Raw genomic sequence first — 17,794 nt, 5'->3', positions numbered from 1 at the left:
TTGTATTTTGAGTGGCCAATTTCAAAAACCCCTTTCATTCACATGACAAGATGAGAAGCACATTTTTTGTGCTTCTCACCTATTGAATTATTCTAATTCTTATTTAAGAGTTTCTAGTTTTTCTAAATCTTTTTTGTACTCTGCTTCAGGTAATTTCACGTAGCCAACATCCTCTGATAATGTCGCTGAATTTTCAATAGCAAATTTAACAAAATCATATACTGCTTCGTTATCCTTAACAGCTGAGTTCTTTACATATGTGAATAAAGGACGTGAAAGAGGTGCGTATTCACCTGATTCGATTGTTTTATTGTTAGGCTCAACAGCACCTTTGCCACCATCGATTTTAACAACTTTCAATACGTCTTTATTCTCTGCATAATAAGCATATCCGAAGTAACCAATTGCGTTCTTGTCACCTTTAACACCTTGTACTAACACATTATCATCTTCAGAAAGTGTAGCTTTTTGAACGATTGGAGCTTCTGCAAGAACTACTTCATCAAAATAATCAAACGTTCCTGAGTCTGCACCAGGAGAGTATAATTTAATCTCTTCATTCGGCCATTTTGGATTGATATCAGACCATTTTTTTACTGTTCCATCTTCGATCCAAATTTTCTTTAAATCATCAATGGTTAAGCTTTCTACCCAGTTATTATCTTTATTAACTACTACTGAAATACCATCATACGCTAATTTAAATTCAGTTACATCAATTCCTTTTTCAGTAAGTGCAGCTTTCTCTTCATCTTTAATCGGACGAGAAGCATTAGCTAGGTCAGTTTCACCTGCAATCATAGCCTTAAATCCGCCACCAGTTCCAGATGAACCAACAGGAACTTTAACACCAGGTTGTACTGCGCCGTATTCTTCAACAATTGCTTCCATAATTGGGAAAACTGTGGATGAACCGTCTATTTTAATTTCACCTTGAAGTTGTTTTACTTCTTCACCAGCTTGTTCTTTTTGTTCATTGTTCTTGTTGCTATCAGTTCCTTGCGCTCCACAAGCTGCAGATACAGCAAGCACTCCAGTCATCATTGCTGTTAATGCTAATTTTTTAAAGCTTTTCATTGCTTTATTCCCCCTAAGATTGTTTTGTCGAATTGTGTTCTTTTTCCTTACAAGACTAATAATATACCCCTTCTGTAAAGCTTGTTTTAACGAATTGTAAAGGTTTTGTAAATGTGTGTATGACTTTTGTAAATCATAAATATATTACTATTGTTAGCATGTACTTTTTTTTATAAAATAAAACATCTGTCTCAAAATTTGAGACAGATGTTTTTGATTTCTATTATTCAGCAGCTTCGTTAGTTTGTTCCATATCTTTAGCTTCAACTGTTTGATCTTGTTTTTTTAGATTAAAATAGGTATCCAATACTCTTTTGCCAATAATATTAGCTGTAGCTGGACCACTGTTTCCTTGGTATGCCCATGGTACTAATACAGCCATTGCAACCTCTGGATTATCAGATGGTGCATAGCTTACCAAACTAAGGTTCATTACTTCAGGAGGTATTTTCCCAAACTTCTTACGTTCAGGACCATCATAAAAGGCCTCGGCTGTTCCTGTTTTACCTGCAGGATTGTACTCCGCACCCTTAAAGGTACTAACACCGGTACCATCCCCTACCTGCATAACCATTCTAAAGCCTTCCTGGACCCGATCAATCCATTCATCCTTACCATCAATTCGATTTAAAATATTTGCTTCAATCTCTTGTACAATCGGACCCAATTCATTATTCTCTAGAACAGGTTCACGAATTTCCTTCACAATATGAGGCTGGACGCGATATCCCCCGTTCGCAATGGTTGAAACATATTGTGCCAATTGCATTACAGTATAGGTATCATACTGACCTATCGCAAAGTCAAGAAGCAAACCAGACTGTTTCAACGGACCGGGATAACCAGTACTTTCATTTGGAAGGTCAATTCCTGTTTTTGTTCCTAGACCAAATTGACTGAACGATTGACGCATCGTATCAAAAGCAGTTAAGTCTAATGGCAGCGGCTTATTCGGTGCATAGTGCCCTTTGGCCATTTCAATTACTGTCTTCCACATATATACGTTTGATGATACTTGTAATGCTCTTAAATCATTAATCATCCCAAAGTTCTTCCAAGAAGACTTAGGTTGTGTATTTTTTATCAATAAAGGTGAATCATATTGAGTTGAACCTGGCTGAATTACCCCTGTATTATAACCCGTTAAAATCGTCGCTCCTTTGACAACAGACCCAACTGCATAAGAGGTCGTTATATTCCCAAGAGCAAAGTCACGCATTTCTTGTTTATTTGTATCCTCATTTTTAGCAATTTGCTTTCCGGCCATTGTTAATATTTCGCCAGTATGTGGATTCATGAGAACAACAAAGGCGCGGTCTAAAAGAGCAGACCTAGAATTTTGCTTAGCATTCCAAAGTTCTTCTTCAATAATTTTTTCAATTTCAAGTTGAAGATTCATATCAATCGTTAAGACAAGGTCTTTTCCACGCTGCCCTTCTGAAACCACTTCAGTGGACAAAATTTTACCACCTTTATCCGTTACATTCTTCACTTTCCCTTTTTGCCCATGTAGTACATCTTCATATTGCAGCTCAATATAGCTTTTACCGACACGATCATTCCGGTTATAATCACGAGCAAGATATTCCTCTAGTTTATCCTTTGGTAAGCCTTCACCAGAAGACGATACATTTCCAAGTACAGTTTTTAATGTATTTCCAAAAGCATAATATCGTTCCCAATCTGTAGTGGTATCAACACCTGGCAATGCCTCTAGATTTTCACTGACAACAGCAAATTCTTCAGGAGTGACATTTTCATTTTTAACAATCTGTTGAGTTAATGCATAACCACTGTTAAATTCCCTGAAAATCGCAAGGGTTTCTAAATCTTGGGTAGTTAAACTTGCTAAGTCTTTATCGGTAATTCTTTTTAGCTGGAGATTGTAAATTTCTTTATCATCTAATTCGTCTTGATCATACAAGGTCCATTCTTTTTCTGTAATTTTTTCTTTTGCTTTCTCAGGGTTTTTTAACATCCAGAAATCCTGTTTATCTCGATCACGGATTTTTGATGTATCTTTGTCAATTAGCTTTGCCAAAACTTCAGCTGTTTCGAGCATTTCCTCTTGACTTGTATCTTGGAATTTTGTGTACGTGATAGCATTTAACGGGGTATTATCAACAATAACTTTACCGTTACGGTCAAACATTTTCCCCCTCGGCACTGGGCTATTAACCGTTATATCTTCAGTCCGTTCAATTTCCCGTTTAAAATCCTCTCCATAAACGATCTGGACTAAACCTAAACGGAGAATAAGAACAGAAAACAACAGAAATACAACTAAAAAAACAATGTTCAAACGAAAGGTAACATGCTCCTTCTTTTTCTTCTTAATATTCAAGTTTTTCACTTCCTTGTCATTTCGACATGATACGTTTTATTTTAACGGAAAATCACCCTGCTTTCTACGAAAAACACTTACCAATTGACAACGTTCATCAAAAAACCATGAAAACCTTATAAATAAAAAAACGCAATGAGTAATTTGAATTACTCATTGCATTATGTTGTAGGTATTTGTACTCTTCTTACAAAAAAGTAAATCATTGAATGTCCGGCACCCAAAAATAAAAGCAGGATCGGAATACTTTGTTTTTCATTAAACCAAGTTACTGCAGCTAAGAATGACAATATTGAAACTATTCTTCCCATATTAACAAAAATCTCTCGAACAACAATATACTCTATTCTCATTTCTGCTGCTTTCCAAGCAGTTCCTATAATATCGTATGTAGTTGAAACATATGGCACCAGTAAGATTGGATAGGCAACCGCAATCATCGCTGCGTATATTAGAAGTTTTACATAATTAACATCCCAGACGATTAACAAAACAGCTAAATAAAGGATGATACCACCAACAAGGATCGCCTTTTTTCGCTTGTTTTTTTTAATTAACCGGGAGGCTGCAAAATAGGCTATAAAGGAAATCCCGGAATTAATAAGGCCAAACGTTCCTAGAGCCAGTTCACTTCCAGTGGAAATGTAGACAAGTACCGAGATAACAAATAAAAATGTCCCTTCTCTAAGACCTTGGAAAAAATGTGCATTGGTAATAAGACGCCAGTTTTTATTTTGTTTTCGTTCTTCGAGAATCCGTTTGAAACAATATTTACCATTTGCCGGGCGTGGTTTTAATGAAAAACTAAAGAAAACAGCTAGTGCAAATAGTGACAAGGATATCCCAAATACAATAAAATAACCTGTAAATTTCTCAAAACGAGTAATGATAATGCCAGCGGCAATGGGTCCTATCATACCACCAGTTGAGGATAAAATTCCTAAAAAGCCATTAAAAAAATCTCTTGTTTCTGGTTCTGTTATTTCAAACGTTAATACATTATAGGCAAGCCAATAAAAACCATATCCAATACCGAGGAGGCTTCCTAAAAGGAGTAAATAAGTTGAGGCATGTTTGCCGGTTATTAGCACCGTCAAGTAAAAAATAGCTAGAAAAATAACTCCAATCCTTAACACTTTAACCCGATCTACTTTTTTTGCCCATCGACCTGCTAGGATAAAGGTTAAAGGCTGTAAAATAACAATCGAAAGGTTATAAAGAGCTAGATCTGAAAATTCTCCTGTTTGTTTCCACAAATAGATATTCACAAAAGTATTTGATAGTGCAACACTTAAAGAATATAACCCACCGATTATTAACAGCAAGGATAAATCTTTTGTAAATTTTATGTCACCTAAAAACTTAAACTTTTTCGCCATAAAAACTCCCCTTTGTGATAAGGGTTAGTCTTTAACAAGGATTGGTCCTTTATACGAAAAAATAAAAAGACAGCTGAAAACAGCTGCCTTATCAACAAATTATATTATTATTTTGCTGCAGTATATCTTTTAGAAACTTCATCCCAGTTTACAACGTTCCAGAAAGAAGAAATGTAATCAGGACGACGGTTTTGATAGTTTAAGTAATAAGCATGCTCCCAAACATCAAGTCCAAGGATAGGTGTTTTACCTTCCATTAATGGAGAGTCTTGGTTTGGTGTGCTTGAAACTTCTAATTCACCATTGCTTACAGAAAGCCATGCCCAGCCTGAGCCAAAGCGAGTTGTAGCTGCTTTCGCAAACTCTTCTTTAAAGCTTTCAAAGCTGCCAAACTTACTGCTGATTGCGTCAGCTAGTTCACCTGTTGGTGCACCGCCAGCATTGGGAGCAAGAATTTGCCAGAATAATGAGTGGTTAGCGTGGCCGCCGCCATTATTACGTACAGCTGTACGAGCTGCTTCAGGTACTGCATCTAAGTTAGCAATAACTTCTTCAACAGATTTTGATAATAATTCTTCATTGCCTTGTAATGCATTATTTAAGTTAGTCACATAAGTGTTGTGGTGTTTTGTGTGATGAATATTCATTGTTTCTTTGTCAATGTGTGGTTCAAGCGCATCATATGCGTAAGGTAATTGTGGTAATTCAAATGCCATTATTATTTCCTCCTATGTATTGAAAGATTTTTTGGCTTTAGTTTTGTCTATAATCAAAACGATTTTAGAATATTCCTAAAGCTTCCAGCTTAAGATTATCAGAGATAGTCTATTGTTTCAAATAAAATGCCTTGTACACCTAACAAATTTACAATTTCCCTCCAGGTGATATTTTATACATAATTCTTTTAATAATTTATTTTAATGTTTTCAATAAATTGTCATGTTTCACTTATTAAAATGGTGTTAATAAATGATTTAATCAAATTGTAGGGATAAAAGGAGTGGGAAATATGCTCAGAAGCAGTTTTTCTATATATAGTTTATTGAATCAATTCTTCCAGAAGACAGAGCAAATTCAAAAGGTCAAAGCGGGAACCGTTTTATTTCAGGAGAAGGATTCTGTTGAATATGTATACCTATTACTCAGTGGAACAGTTGCTCTTGGGAGAGTCCACATGCGCGGGAAAGATTTTATTTTAAAGATTTTAAACAGTGGAGAACTAATCGTAGAATATCAACTATTTAAACATAATCCCCATTATCAGGCTTATGCGAAGACACTTGCTGATAGTGAAATTCTTGCGATTAAAAAGGAACAATTTGAAGCATTTATTAAGACTGACCCCGATGCGATGAATGCTTTTGTATCTTGGTTGAGCACTGGCTACCTTAAGGCTCAAATGAAATGCCAGGATTTAATCATGAATGGAAAAAAAGGTGGCTTATACTCAATACTAATCCGACTTTCTAATACTTATGGGGTGAAGACAGAAGATGGTATTCTCATTGATTTTCCATTAACCCACCAGGAACTTGCTAACTTAACCTATGGGACTAGGGAAGTCATTCAACGTGCTTTAAAAGAATTACGGGAAAAAGAAATAATTTCTTACGATCAGCAAAAATTCACGATAAAAAATATAAGTTATCTGAAAGAAGAAGTTGACTGCCAAAATTGTGCCCATGAGATATGCGGTGTAAATTAATAAATAATCCTCCTCACTATCATGTAAGGAGGATTATCCTATAAATTAAAGAACAACCACCAGGAAGTATGCAATCATTAGAATTTGGATAACCGTTTTTGTTATAACACTACTTACAAAGCCAACAACTGATCCGAAACCAATTTTTAAACTATCTTTAAAGTTTCTCTTATTAACTAAAAGCTCCGCACCTACTGCACCGATAAATGGTCCAATCAGAATTCCCAAAAAAGGAATGACGAAAGGTCCCACCAAAAGACCAATCGTACTTCCCCACACCCCCGCTTTCGAACCGCCATATTTTTGAATGCCAATCATATTTGCTATATAATCCGCGACAAATAAAAGAATGATAAACAAACTTTGAATAATCCAAAAGAACCATCCAAAAGGCTCAAAGGAAAAAAAGACACCATATAATAAATACCCTGCTAATAGGAACAATACACTTGGAATGATTGGATAAACAAGTCCAATAAACCCGATGATAAAGAGAATTGATATAATCGACCAATAAACTATCTCCATTATTTCTCCATCCTTTAGAAAATTTATTCTGTACTCTATACGCAAAAGTTCCCTAAATAGTTTCATAAATCAACATTCTTGTTTCTAACAGCTCCTCAAGCTACAATAGAATGGTGAATCTTTATTAGGGTGGTAATCATGAATATTTTCAAGCAATTTTATAAAAGCACTCATTCTCCAAAGGACATTGCCTCTTTTCGATTTCAGGGAATCGGAAAAACGATTTTATATGTATTTATTCTTACTCTCATATCCATTTTGCCTTCCATTTATTACTTAAGTACACTACTTACTGCTGGGATTGAGAGTACAAAATCAGTAATAAATGATGACATTCCCTCCTTTACGATTGAAAATGGAACCTTATCTGCAGAAACAGATTTACCTATTACCATCGATAAAGGGGATTTTTCCATTATTGTTGATCCAACAGGAGTTATCACAAACGAAGATGTGAATGACGAAGATAATGCTTTTGCTTTACTTAAAAATGAAATTGCGGTAGCGGGAGGAGGACGTGTTGATACCTATTCGTATTCCATGCTCGAAGGATTGTCGTTAACAAAAGACGACTTTACCGATATCGTCGATAAGGTTGATGGAATGAAGGGAATTATTATTCCGGTTGTGTCCACCTTTATGTTCCTCTTTTCAAGTGCGATAAACTTCATTGAAATATCGATTCTGGCTTGGATTGGCTTAGCATTGAAAAATCTAGCCGGGAGGAGTATAAGTTACCGGCATTCGTGGCGAATGGCTGCCTACAGTGTAACTTTGCCGACGGTGTTCTTTACCATTATGGCTGCAATTAATACAACCGTACCAAATAGTATAGTTATCAATTGGTTTGTACAAATAATCATCTTATTTTTAGCAATAAAAGAAATTCCAAACCAAAAAAATACGCTTGAGAACTAAACGCATCCACTGGGTGCGTTTTTTTCGTTCTATTTAGAAGTGGACAAGCATAGGAATGTACAAACATTCCATTTTGGAGGCATGTCACATGAAAAGAATTTTCCTTTTTTTATTTGGACTTCTTACAATTTATGTTATATATATCGATCTAACAGCAGGTACTTTATCAAAGGATGAAACCCAGCCTGCCGTAAAAACAGCAGTAACAATGTCCAGCCTTGAGAACACTATCGAAGCATTTGAAGCGGAAGTTGAACCTGGAGAAACGTTAATTTCTATTGTAGAAAGTCATATAGAAAAGTCCTTACCGGTCTCGATTGATCAATTAATTGAAGATTTCCAAACCTTAAACCCAGGACAAGCTCCAGAAAAAATTCAAATTGGCTCAACCTATCAGTTTCCTGATTACTCAAAATAGGCAGATAAATGCTTCAGTCTTGTCAAGATGAATAAAGGACTGATAAAATAATAGGTGCGAGTTTAAACTATCTATTATTCGAATCCAATTTGAAGGAGCGAATTTCCTTGAGTGAAATTACACATCGTACGAAAACACGTCCCGTTAAAGTTGGTAACTTAACGATTGGCGGGAGTAACGAATTATTTATACAAAGCATGACCACTACTAAAACACATGATGTTGAAGCAACCGTTGCTGAAATCAAACGTCTTGAAGAAGCAGGCTGCCAAATCGTTCGTGTTGCTTGTCCGGACGAACGGGCTGCAAATGCTATACCTGAAATTAAAAAAAGAATCAACATTCCTTTAGTAGTAGATATCCATTTTGATTATAAATTAGCGCTTAAAGCTATTGAAGGCGGCGCTGATAAAATTCGGATTAATCCAGGAAATATTGGAAAAAGAGAAAAAGTAGAAGCAGTCGTAAATGCAGCTAAGAAGCGAGGAATCCCAATTCGCATTGGTGTAAATGCTGGCTCGCTTGAAAAACGAATTCTTGAAAAGTATGGTTATCCAACTGCCGATGGAATGGTTGAAAGTGCCCTCCATCATATCAAAATCCTTGAAGATTTGGATTTCCATGATATTATTGTTTCCATGAAAGCCTCTGATGTAAACCTTGCAATTGAAGCATATGAAAAAGCCGCAAAGGCATTTGATTATCCGTTGCACTTAGGGATTACGGAATCAGGAACACTTTTTGCAGGAACAGTTAAAAGTGCTGCTGGATTAGGAGCGATTATTAGCAAAGGAATCGGTAATACACTCCGTATTTCATTAAGTGCTGATCCAGTTGAAGAGGTAAAGGTTGCAAGAGAGCTCCTCAAAGATTTTGGACTATCTTCAAATGCTGCAACATTAATCTCATGTCCAACCTGTGGAAGAATTGAAATTGATTTAATCAGCATTGCAAATGATGTGGAAGAGTATATTTCAAAAATTAAAGCACCAATTAAAGTAGCTGTTCTAGGCTGTGCCGTTAACGGTCCTGGTGAAGCAAGAGAAGCTGACATTGGAATTGCTGGTGCTCGTGGTGAGGGCTTGCTATTCCGTAAAGGTGAGATCGTTCGTAAAGTCCCTGAAAATCAATTAGTCGATGAATTAAAAAAGGAAATCGATCAACTTGCTGAGGAATATTTCCAGAAGAAGGCAGCAGAAGAAGCTGAAGTTACAAACTAATAAACGAATTGAAGAAACCCGGCATGAGCTGCCGGGTTTCTTTTTTTGCCCCTATATTCGCAAGCTGCTGTTAAAAGAACGGGAGGATAAAGATACCGACAACAATCGATATAGCACCTATCCCGATAGCCCATGCACCGAGACCCTCTGCACCTCGGCGTCTGGCAACGAACCCTAACACAATACCTGCTGCACCAAAAAGAATCGGCATGACAAACAGTGATAATATAGATAGGACTAATGCAGCCCAACCCATTCCTGTACCTGTACCCGTTTCAGCCCCGGTATCATCTTTTGATCTTTCCCGGAAAGTTGGTCGAGTTAGAGGAACAGGTGCTGCAATTTCAGCAGCAGTCTCTTCTCTATATTCTGAAGGGCTATTTGTACTTTTTACATCAGTGTTTGGACTTGGGAGATACCCAGCCACTTTCGTGTCTTTTTCATCTTCCATCCGAATCCCTCACTTTCAGTAATAGGAGCATTAATTATTGTTTGTAACTTTCAGCTTTTTAGTATGGTAAAATAAAGTTAAAAACTTGGCATTTGAAGGTGAATACAGATGAGGAAGAGATTTGGAATTGATATTGATGGTACAGTAACATGTCCATCGGCGCTTATACCCTTCATAAATGAAGGATTTGGATTAAACATTACATTAGCTGATGTGAAGGATTATGACTTAAATAAGGTCGTTAAGGTCCCAGAGGAAAAATTTGCAAAGTGGTTTATTGAAAACGAACCGATTATTTATCAGGAATCTCCACTTGCTGAGGGCGCAGAAAAGATTCTTACCATATGGCAAAAGGAACATGAATTATTTTTTATTAGTGCCAGGGGTTCACATCTTTTAGAAAATACAAAGGATTGGTTTAATAAAAAAGGCTTGTCCTACGACCATATTGAATTAATTGGATCCCATGACAAAGTTTCAACTGCTAAGCTTCATGAAGTGGATATTTTCCTTGAGGATAAACACGACAATGCTGTTATGATTCATGAGGAATGTGACATTCCTGTTTTATTGTTTAATACTCCCTATAATCAGGACCCTATCCCAAAAGGTGTTGTTCGTGTAAATAATTGGCATGAAGCCAACCATTGGGTAAAAAATTGGATTGGATAAAATAAAAAGCAAAACAGCATAGGCAAGCCTGCTGTTTTGCTTTTTATGTCTAGCTGCAGCGCATAGGGGCTGCAGCTTTTCTAGTTACAATCTGGACAGCGTCCATAAATTTCAAATTTATGTCCTGAGATATCGTACCCTTTTAAATCTTCACTTAAACTGTTCATTGGGCAGGTTTCAATTTCTTTCGTCTTACCACAATCCATACAGATAAAGTGATGATGATGTTGATGGCGTGAACAGGAAAAGCGAAAATGTTTTTCACCAGATAGTTCCGTCATTTCAAGAATTCCCATTTTAACAAAAAGTGAAAGATTCCGATAGATGGTATCAAAGCTTAACCCTGGGTAGTCTTCCTTTAACTCATCTAAGACTTCCTTTGCTGTTAAGTATTTATCACTATCTGCAAACAATTGAAGCATATCTTCTCTTTTTCCTGTTTGTTTAAATCCATTTTCTTTTAAGAATTGAATGGCTTCATTTACATTCATCCTGCTGTCCCCCCTTTTGAAATCTGACTTTTTATCAGCATTTTTTTATAAACGATTGTAAACACTAAAATCACCACGGCGATTATAACAATCGTTCCACCAGGGGCAAGGTCAATATAATAAGATGTAAACAGCCCGCCGAGGACGGCTATTTCTCCAAAAATGATTGACAAAAAGATGGTTTGTTTAAATCCTTTGGCTATACGTATACTTGCTGCAACTGGCAATGTTATTAACGAAGAAACAAGCAGAATCCCTACAATTCTCATTGACGCCGCAATCACAAGTGCAACCATAATTATAAAAATAAAATGAATGCTTTTTGCAGCAATTCCGGACGCCTTAGCATGCTCTTCATCAAACGATAATAAAAAAAGCTCTTTATATAATAAAATGATGGTTATAACGACCACGATACTAATAATGAAAATAACCCATAAATCTGTTCGGCTTACAGCAGACACACTACCAAACAAATAACTATATAAATCTGTATTAAAACCATCAGCAAGTGATATGAAAATCACCCCAAGGCCTATACCACCGGATAATATAATGGGTATAGCCAGCTCTTGATAATGATTGTAAACCCCTCTTAGCTTTTCAATGAACAATGAGCCTCCGACTGAAAAGGCCATACCTAGGTAAAGAGGGTTGAGTCCATGTAAGGCAACAAAGTATTTTTCAAGAAGGAGACTGGCGGCTATTCCTGCAAGGGTAACATGACTTAAGGCATCTGCAATTAAAGAAAGTCTCCTGACCACAATGAAGACACCCAATAATGGTGCAAGAAAACCAATTAGGATTCCTGTTAAAAAGGCATTTTGTAAAAATTCATATTGAAATATTGATTGAATCATTTAAAAACGCCTCCGTGGTCATGTTGATGGGCTAGAAGATGGACATCCGTTCCATAGAATTCAGACATCCCCTCCATTCGCTGCTTTTCAAATTCACTTGTATCTCCATGAAAATGTAAATGTTTATTTAAACAAGCCACATGGGTCACTTTATCTGAAATGGTTCCGATATCATGTGTAACTAATAGGAGAGTAATCCCCCGCTTTTGATTTAGTTCAGTAAGCATAAGGTAGAAAGCATTGACATTTTCAGCATCAACTCCGACGGTTGGTTCATCTAGTATCAATAGCTTAGGCTCGCTCACAAGTGCCCGGGCAATGAAAACTCTCTGCTGCTGCCCTCCTGAAAGCTCCCCAATATTTCGATTAGTAAACTCCTTCATTCCCACAGAGTCTAATGCGTCATATACTTTTTGGGCATGCTCTTTCTTAAAAAAACGAAACAATCCAAGTTTCTTAGTTAAGCCGCTGGAAACCACTTCAAAGACAGTAGCTGGAAAACCTGTATTAAAGGAGTTAGCCTTTTGTGAAACATAACCAATTTTCTGCCAATTATTAAATTTATTAATTTCTTGCCCAAATAAGGAAATATCGCCTTTTTGGGGCTTCAGAAGCCCCAAAATTAATTTTAACAATGTTGATTTACCAGAACCGTTTGGACCAACAATTGCTAGAAATGAGCCACTTGGTACGGTTAGATTAATATTCTCAAGGACTGTATCCTTTTCATATCGATAAAAAAGCTGCTTTATTTCAATAATAGACTGCGAGTTCATAGACAATCTCACCTTTAATTTTAAGAATCATTCCGATTTAACTTAAAGTAGTATACAATATGAATTTCCTAATGTAAAGCTTTTACCTTTACACGAATTTAGGTTTTGTTTTGTAACACTCTAATTTCCTCCTTCATACAGTAGATGAAGGAGTGATGAGTATGAAGATTTTTGAGAATGTCATAAATCATAAGATGAATACCATTACCGGTGACGAACTATTCAAGTATGCAGAACAATTTAATATTAAAGTAAATCGGCAGCAAGCCTATAAGGTCGCTCAGTACTTAAGAGGAAAAAATGTAAATATTTTTGATGATCGAGAAAGATCGGCATTAATTAAAGAAATAGCAAAAATTGCTGGCCCTGAAACAGCAAGAGAGGTAAATAAGCTCCTTGTAAAGTTTACGAAGTAAAATCGAAAAGCTGTGCCCAAGAGCACAGCTTTTTGTTAACCTTGTATGATTCTATCAAGTAAATTTTCGTTAAACTTCTGTTCCCGGAGCATTTCGATTTCAAATAAATATGGCGGCTTCTTATTATTCTTATCTTCACCAACATATGGTGTCTCAAGAATTTTCGGTATGTCAGTCAACTGTGGATGGTGTACGATATAATTAAGTGCTGTAAAACCGATATGACCAAATCCTATATTTTCGTGACGGTCTTTTCTCATTCCTACTGCATTTTTACTATCATTAATATGAAGGACCTTTAATTTATCTAAGCCAACAATTTTATCAAATTCATTCAATACACCATCAAAATCCTCGACAATGTTGTATCCGGCATCGTGTGTATGGCAGGTATCAAAACAAACAGATAGCTTGTCACTATAGTTTACACCATCCATAATCATCGCCAATTCCTCGAACGACTTGCCACATTCAGACCCTTTGCCAGCCATTGTTTCTAAAGCAATTTGCACTTGCTCTTTCCCCGTTAATACTTCATTTAAGCCTTCGATAATTTTCTTTATCCCCGCTTCCGTACCAGCACCAACATGTGCACCAGGGTGGAGCACGATTTGTTTCGCACCAATGGCCTCAGTTCTTTCAATTTCTGTGCGAAGGAACCTAACCCCTAATTCAAACGTATCTGGATTTGTGGTATTGCCGATATTGATGATGTATGGCGCATGGACAACAATGTCAGAAATCCCATTCTCCTCCATATGCCGTCTTCCAGCTTCAATATTCAAATCCTCTATTTTCTTCCGTCTAGTGTTTTGAGGTGCACCGGTATAGACCATAAATGTATTTCCACCATAGGAAACTGCTTCTTCACTTGCTGCTAAAAGCATATTCTTTCCGCTCATTGAAACATGTGAACCAATTTTCAACAACCCTTCTCTCTCCCTTCTATTCTTACTTCTTATTTAGTCTTCGTTGACGTTTTTTTATTTTGTCTAGTTCCCATTGCATTTTCTTTTTGTAGCCTGGCTTTACTTTTTGAGGTTTTTTAACCATCGATTTAGCAGTCTTTTCTACTTCATCCTCTTTCCTTACACGAGTCTTTCGTTTGTTTCGATCCTCTAATTCAACAAATTCCTCTTTTTTAATATCTACATACTTGAATTGAATTCCCATCTTTTCTAATCGATTTAGTGCATCTTCATCAGAGATATCATAGATAGTAAGGGCAATTCCCGAATTTCCAGCTCTTGCGGTCCTTCCTACTCTGTGGATGTAAAAGTCCAAGTCTGTAGGTAACTCATAGTTTATTATATGACTTATTCCTTCAATATCAATTCCTCTTGAAGCAAGATCAGTTGCCACAATATATTGGAATTCTAAATCTTGTATTTGTTTCATCATTTTTTTTCGTTCACGCGGGTTTAGATCTCCATGGACACGTGCAACCTTTAATCCCTTTTCGATTAAAAAGTTGGCAACATCCTCAGCCATTTTTTTAGTATTTGTAAAAACAATCGCTAAATATGGGTTGTAATGAATGAGCATATCGTGAACAAGCTGCTTTTTATTTCTGTGCCTTGACGGCAAGAGATAATGAGTCAAATTTTCTGCTGTTTTTCTTTTAGCATCAATCTGAATCATTTTCGGATTTTCCATATACTTTTTAAGAAATGGCTTGAGCTTTTCTGGAATGGTTGCAGAGAATACAAGCATTTGCAATTTCTCAGGCATTTTTGCAGCTACTTGATCCAAATCCTCGATAAAGCCCATATCAAGCATCATATCTGCCTCATCAACTACAAGTACTTCTGAAGTATGAACAAAAAGAGCTTTTTCAATCATAAGATCTTTAATTCTTCCTGGGGTACCTACAACGATGTGTGGCTGCACCTTTAATTTATCAATCGTTCTTTGCTTGTCTGTTCCACCAATATAGCATCGGGTCATGATTGACTTGTCAGGGCTGCAGTGCTCTGTTACTTTTAAAATTTGATGATAGATTTGCGAAGCAAGCTCTCTCGTTGGTGCAGTGATGACAGCTTGGACTTCTGGGCGTTCTGGATTAATCCTTTCGAGTATAGGTAAGACAAAAGCAAGTGTTTTCCCTGTACCCGTTTGGGATTGACCAATCGCACTTTCATTTTTTAGAACTAATGGAATCATCCGTTCCTGAATTTCAGTCGGTTCATAAAAACCTTGTTCCTTAACTGCTTCTATGATAAAAGGTTGAAAATTAAAACGTTCAAAACGATTTTCCTTCATGTTATTGCTCCTCATATATTAATGAATTTCCGTTTATGGAGTAGTTTTCTTACAATAGCAAGAGCTTCCACTTTTATTTCCATCATGTAATTATAGACAAAATTCCTCTAAATAACCAGTTAATATCATCTTTTACCTTTGAACTACTTTTAATCACGAAAATTTTAAGTTTATCCTTGTGTTTATTCCTAAACCATATTTAGGAATTTGCATACCTTAAATAATAAGGCTTTTATTTGAGAGGAGGACATTCGTATGTACTCGAGACAAAGATATTCCCAGCATGGGCATATGGGTCCACAAATGATGGGTTCGGGGCCATTTGGACGTCATCAACAACAGATGATGAATCCCTATGGAGGCAGTGGACCAATGATGGGATTGCAGCAGCCAATGAACGGCGGAAGACATATGATGGGTCAAGCGATGGGAAGAGGACAAGAAAGAAGAAATGGCGGAGGATTACTATCTAAAATTCTTGGCGGGAAAAAGCAAGGTGGTCAACTAGCAGGTCGTCAAGGTATCCAGGGGGCTGGTCGTGCTGTTCAAAGTGGTTCAGGAGGAGTTGGGTCCATCCTGCGGACCCTGAGCAATCCAGACAGTGTTACAGGGTTTCTTAATAACACCCAACAGGTTTTGAAGACTGCAGAATCGTTTGGACCAATGATTCAACAATATGGACCCATCGTCAAGAATCTTCCTATGATGTGGAAATTATATAAGGGGTTTAAAGACCTACCAACAGAAGAAAAGGCAGATGAAAGTATCGCAGAAACGCCACTAATGGAAGAAGAGACCGACCTATCAAAATCTGAACCGGTTAAAAGAACTAAAAAGAAAGAGGATATTGATCCGGAAATGGTTAAAGTAAAAAAACGAAATGGCGGAACATCTATGCCAAAACTATACATTTAATGAATGGGTGCTGAAAAAACAGCATCTTTTTATTTTTCTGTAAATTTCACAGGAAATTTTTACAGAAATTTCATAGGAAAAATGTATCTTTGTATTATTTCTATTAGTTTTATATAATAATTACATAGATTCAAAGTCACATGTTCCTTAGGAGGACTTAAAATATGCAAATCATAAAGATTTCACCACGCGGATACTGTTATGGTGTTGTTGACGCCATGGTAATAGCAAGAAATGCTGCTTTAGATAAATCATTACCGCGCCCTATCTACATTTTAGGAATGATCGTTCATAATAAACATGTTACCGATGCCTTTGCCGAAGAAGGGATTATTACCCTTGACGGTAAAAATCGTAAGGACATACTTGAGAAGGTAGATACGGGAACTGTTATTTTTACAGCCCACGGTATCTCACCAGAAGTAAGAGAGCTTGCCAAAAAGAAAGGTCTCGTTACGATTGACGCGACTTGTCCTGATGTTACAAAAACACATGTTTTGATTGAAGAGAAAACAAAGCAGGGCTTTCAGGTGATTTACATCGGTAAAAAAGGTCATCCAGAGCCTGAAGGAGCTGTAGGTGTAGCACCTAGTGCTGTCCATCTTGTTGAAACACCCAAAGATGTAGAAGCCTTAACCATTACTAGTGATAAATTGATTGTTACCAATCAAACCACCATGAGCCAGTGGGATGTTGCTGATACCATGAAAAAGGTGCTAGAAAAATATCCTCACGCTGAAGCTCATAATGAAATTTGCATGGCAACACAAGTACGTCAAGAAGCTGTAGCGGGTCAAGCACCTGAAGCTGATGTCACCATCGTAGTGGGAGATCCGATGAGTAACAACTCCAATCGACTCGCACAAGTCTCAGAAGAAATTGCCGGAACAAAGGCCTATCGGATCGCAGATATCTCTGAGTTAGAAATCGAATGGATTAAGGATGCCAAGAACGTGGCTGTTACATCTGGAGCCTCCACTCCAACACCGATCACCAAGGAAGTCATTTCATTCATAGAACAATTCGATCCAAATAATGAAGCAACTTGGGAACGCCGCAAAAATGTGCCGTTAAATAGAATACTGCCGAAAGTAAAAAAATAAATACTGGTTGCATTTGATGGTAAATAAGAATAGATGACCTATCGCAAAGGCGATTAGGTCATCTATTTTTTTATGTGTATTTAGTATAATACAGACAAATGGCATGGCCGGACAGAGGAATATAAAAGGATTGTTACCCAATCTCCACTCCACCACGTTTTTCGGGCAAAATCATGCTACTATTGTTACCCAATTTCCGCTCTACCAAGTTTTTCAGGCAAAATCATGCTACTATTGTTACCCAATTTCCGCTCTACCA

Annotated in this window: 19 protein-coding genes; 8 read left to right on the top strand and 11 right to left on the bottom strand. The window is 36.9% G+C overall.

Features of this window, described 5'->3' with window-relative positions:
- Positions 1–99 precede the first annotated feature (99 nt).
- The 4 genes from J2Y03_RS00095 to J2Y03_RS00080 form a co-directional block, all read right to left on the bottom strand.
- The gene (locus tag J2Y03_RS00095) at positions 100–1,077 is read right to left on the bottom strand and encodes a PstS family phosphate ABC transporter substrate-binding protein (RefSeq protein ID WP_310189658.1); all 978 of its coding nucleotides are present in this window, start codon (positions 1,075–1,077) and stop codon (positions 100–102) included.
- 223 nt (positions 1,078–1,300) lie between these two features.
- Complete coding sequence (locus tag J2Y03_RS00090; RefSeq protein ID WP_310189655.1) at positions 1,301–3,421, bottom strand: peptidoglycan D,D-transpeptidase FtsI family protein; 2,121 nt, start codon at positions 3,419–3,421, stop codon at positions 1,301–1,303.
- 161 nt (positions 3,422–3,582) lie between these two features.
- A complete protein-coding gene (locus tag J2Y03_RS00085) occupies positions 3,583–4,800 on the bottom strand; it encodes an MFS transporter (protein WP_310189653.1) in 1,218 nt (405 codons plus the stop codon).
- Between the two features lie 107 nt (positions 4,801–4,907).
- On the bottom strand, positions 4,908–5,516 hold the full coding sequence (locus J2Y03_RS00080; protein ID WP_132088394.1) for a superoxide dismutase: 609 nt from the start codon (positions 5,514–5,516) through the stop codon (positions 4,908–4,910).
- Between the two features lie 293 nt (positions 5,517–5,809).
- Between J2Y03_RS00080 and J2Y03_RS00075 the strand changes: the two genes are divergently transcribed.
- Positions 5,810–6,505 (top strand): Crp/Fnr family transcriptional regulator, encoded by a 696-nt coding sequence (locus J2Y03_RS00075; protein ID WP_132088397.1) that lies wholly within the window; start codon positions 5,810–5,812, stop codon positions 6,503–6,505.
- A 45-nt stretch (positions 6,506–6,550) separates the two neighbouring features.
- Here J2Y03_RS00075 and J2Y03_RS00070 read toward each other — a convergent pair whose 3' ends face one another.
- Positions 6,551–7,033 carry a DUF456 domain-containing protein gene (locus J2Y03_RS00070; protein WP_132088400.1) on the bottom strand — a complete coding sequence of 161 codons (483 nt, stop codon included), beginning with the start codon at positions 7,031–7,033 and terminating at the stop codon, positions 6,551–6,553.
- A gap of 138 nt (positions 7,034–7,171) precedes the next feature.
- Between J2Y03_RS00070 and J2Y03_RS00065 the strand changes: the two genes are divergently transcribed.
- The 3 genes from J2Y03_RS00065 to ispG all read left to right on the top strand — a co-directional run bounded on the left by J2Y03_RS00065 (position 7,172) and on the right by ispG (position 9,589).
- Entirely contained in the window at positions 7,172–7,951 is a 780-nt protein-coding gene (locus J2Y03_RS00065; RefSeq protein WP_310189649.1) for a DUF1189 domain-containing protein, read from the top strand.
- A gap of 88 nt (positions 7,952–8,039) precedes the next feature.
- On the top strand, positions 8,040–8,369 hold the full coding sequence (locus J2Y03_RS00060; protein ID WP_132088406.1) for a LysM peptidoglycan-binding domain-containing protein: 330 nt from the start codon (positions 8,040–8,042) through the stop codon (positions 8,367–8,369).
- Between the two features lie 116 nt (positions 8,370–8,485).
- Positions 8,486–9,589 (top strand): flavodoxin-dependent (E)-4-hydroxy-3-methylbut-2-enyl-diphosphate synthase, encoded by a 1,104-nt coding sequence (ispG, locus tag J2Y03_RS00055; protein WP_310191258.1) that lies wholly within the window; start codon positions 8,486–8,488, stop codon positions 9,587–9,589.
- Between the two features lie 70 nt (positions 9,590–9,659).
- On the opposite strand, the gene J2Y03_RS00050 is transcribed toward ispG, so the two are convergent.
- The gene (locus J2Y03_RS00050) at positions 9,660–10,040 is read right to left on the bottom strand and encodes a DUF4190 domain-containing protein (RefSeq protein WP_310189646.1); all 381 of its coding nucleotides are present in this window, start codon (positions 10,038–10,040) and stop codon (positions 9,660–9,662) included.
- Positions 10,041–10,148: 108 nt separating this feature from the next.
- On the opposite strand from J2Y03_RS00050, the gene J2Y03_RS00045 reads away from it, so the two are divergent.
- Positions 10,149–10,712, top strand: coding sequence for a hypothetical protein (locus tag J2Y03_RS00045; RefSeq protein WP_132088415.1), 564 nt, complete (start codon positions 10,149–10,151; stop codon positions 10,710–10,712).
- Positions 10,713–10,792: 80 nt separating this feature from the next.
- On the opposite strand, the gene J2Y03_RS00040 is transcribed toward J2Y03_RS00045, so the two are convergent.
- Genes J2Y03_RS00040 through J2Y03_RS00030 form a run of 3 tightly spaced genes read right to left on the bottom strand, consistent with a single transcriptional unit; the run spans position 10,793 to position 12,839 of the window.
- Positions 10,793–11,203 carry a Fur family transcriptional regulator gene (locus J2Y03_RS00040; RefSeq protein ID WP_310189643.1) on the bottom strand — a complete coding sequence of 137 codons (411 nt, stop codon included), beginning with the start codon at positions 11,201–11,203 and terminating at the stop codon, positions 10,793–10,795.
- Positions 11,200–12,063 carry a metal ABC transporter permease gene (locus tag J2Y03_RS00035; RefSeq protein ID WP_132088421.1) on the bottom strand — a complete coding sequence of 288 codons (864 nt, stop codon included), beginning with the start codon at positions 12,061–12,063 and terminating at the stop codon, positions 11,200–11,202. The genes J2Y03_RS00040 and J2Y03_RS00035 overlap by 4 nt, the downstream gene beginning before the upstream one ends.
- The gene (locus tag J2Y03_RS00030; RefSeq protein ID WP_310189636.1) at positions 12,060–12,839 is read right to left on the bottom strand and encodes a metal ABC transporter ATP-binding protein; all 780 of its coding nucleotides are present in this window, start codon (positions 12,837–12,839) and stop codon (positions 12,060–12,062) included. Before J2Y03_RS00030 ends, J2Y03_RS00035 begins: the two co-directional genes overlap by 4 nt.
- A 161-nt stretch (positions 12,840–13,000) precedes the next feature.
- Between J2Y03_RS00030 and J2Y03_RS00025 the strand changes: the two genes are divergently transcribed.
- Complete coding sequence (locus J2Y03_RS00025; protein WP_132088427.1) at positions 13,001–13,255, top strand: DUF2624 domain-containing protein; 255 nt, start codon at positions 13,001–13,003, stop codon at positions 13,253–13,255.
- 35 nt (positions 13,256–13,290) lie between these two features.
- On the opposite strand, the gene J2Y03_RS00020 is transcribed toward J2Y03_RS00025, so the two are convergent.
- A complete protein-coding gene (locus J2Y03_RS00020; RefSeq protein ID WP_310189633.1) occupies positions 13,291–14,184 on the bottom strand; it encodes a deoxyribonuclease IV in 894 nt (297 codons plus the stop codon).
- Positions 14,185–14,206: 22 nt separating this feature from the next.
- Positions 14,207–15,517 (bottom strand): DEAD/DEAH box helicase, encoded by a 1,311-nt coding sequence (locus tag J2Y03_RS00015; protein ID WP_310189632.1) that lies wholly within the window; start codon positions 15,515–15,517, stop codon positions 14,207–14,209.
- Positions 15,518–15,772: 255 nt separating this feature from the next.
- Here J2Y03_RS00015 and vrrA point away from each other — a divergent pair, with 255 nt between their 5' ends.
- Positions 15,773–16,432: a VrrA/YqfQ family protein gene (gene vrrA, locus J2Y03_RS00010; RefSeq protein WP_310189629.1), complete on the top strand. Its 660-nt coding sequence runs from the start codon at positions 15,773–15,775 to the stop codon at positions 16,430–16,432.
- Between the two features lie 164 nt (positions 16,433–16,596).
- Positions 16,597–17,535, top strand: coding sequence for a 4-hydroxy-3-methylbut-2-enyl diphosphate reductase (locus tag J2Y03_RS00005; protein ID WP_310189626.1), 939 nt, complete (start codon positions 16,597–16,599; stop codon positions 17,533–17,535).
- The last annotated feature ends 259 nt before the right edge of the window (positions 17,536–17,794 follow it).

Origin of the sequence: Neobacillus niacini, from assembly GCF_031457145.1 — a bacterium.
Classification (GTDB): Bacteria; Bacillota; Bacilli; order Bacillales; family Cytobacillaceae; genus Neobacillus; species Neobacillus niacini_J.
The sequence above is the reverse complement of the archived record's forward strand: the minus strand, read 5'-3'. Positions and strand labels throughout refer to the sequence as shown.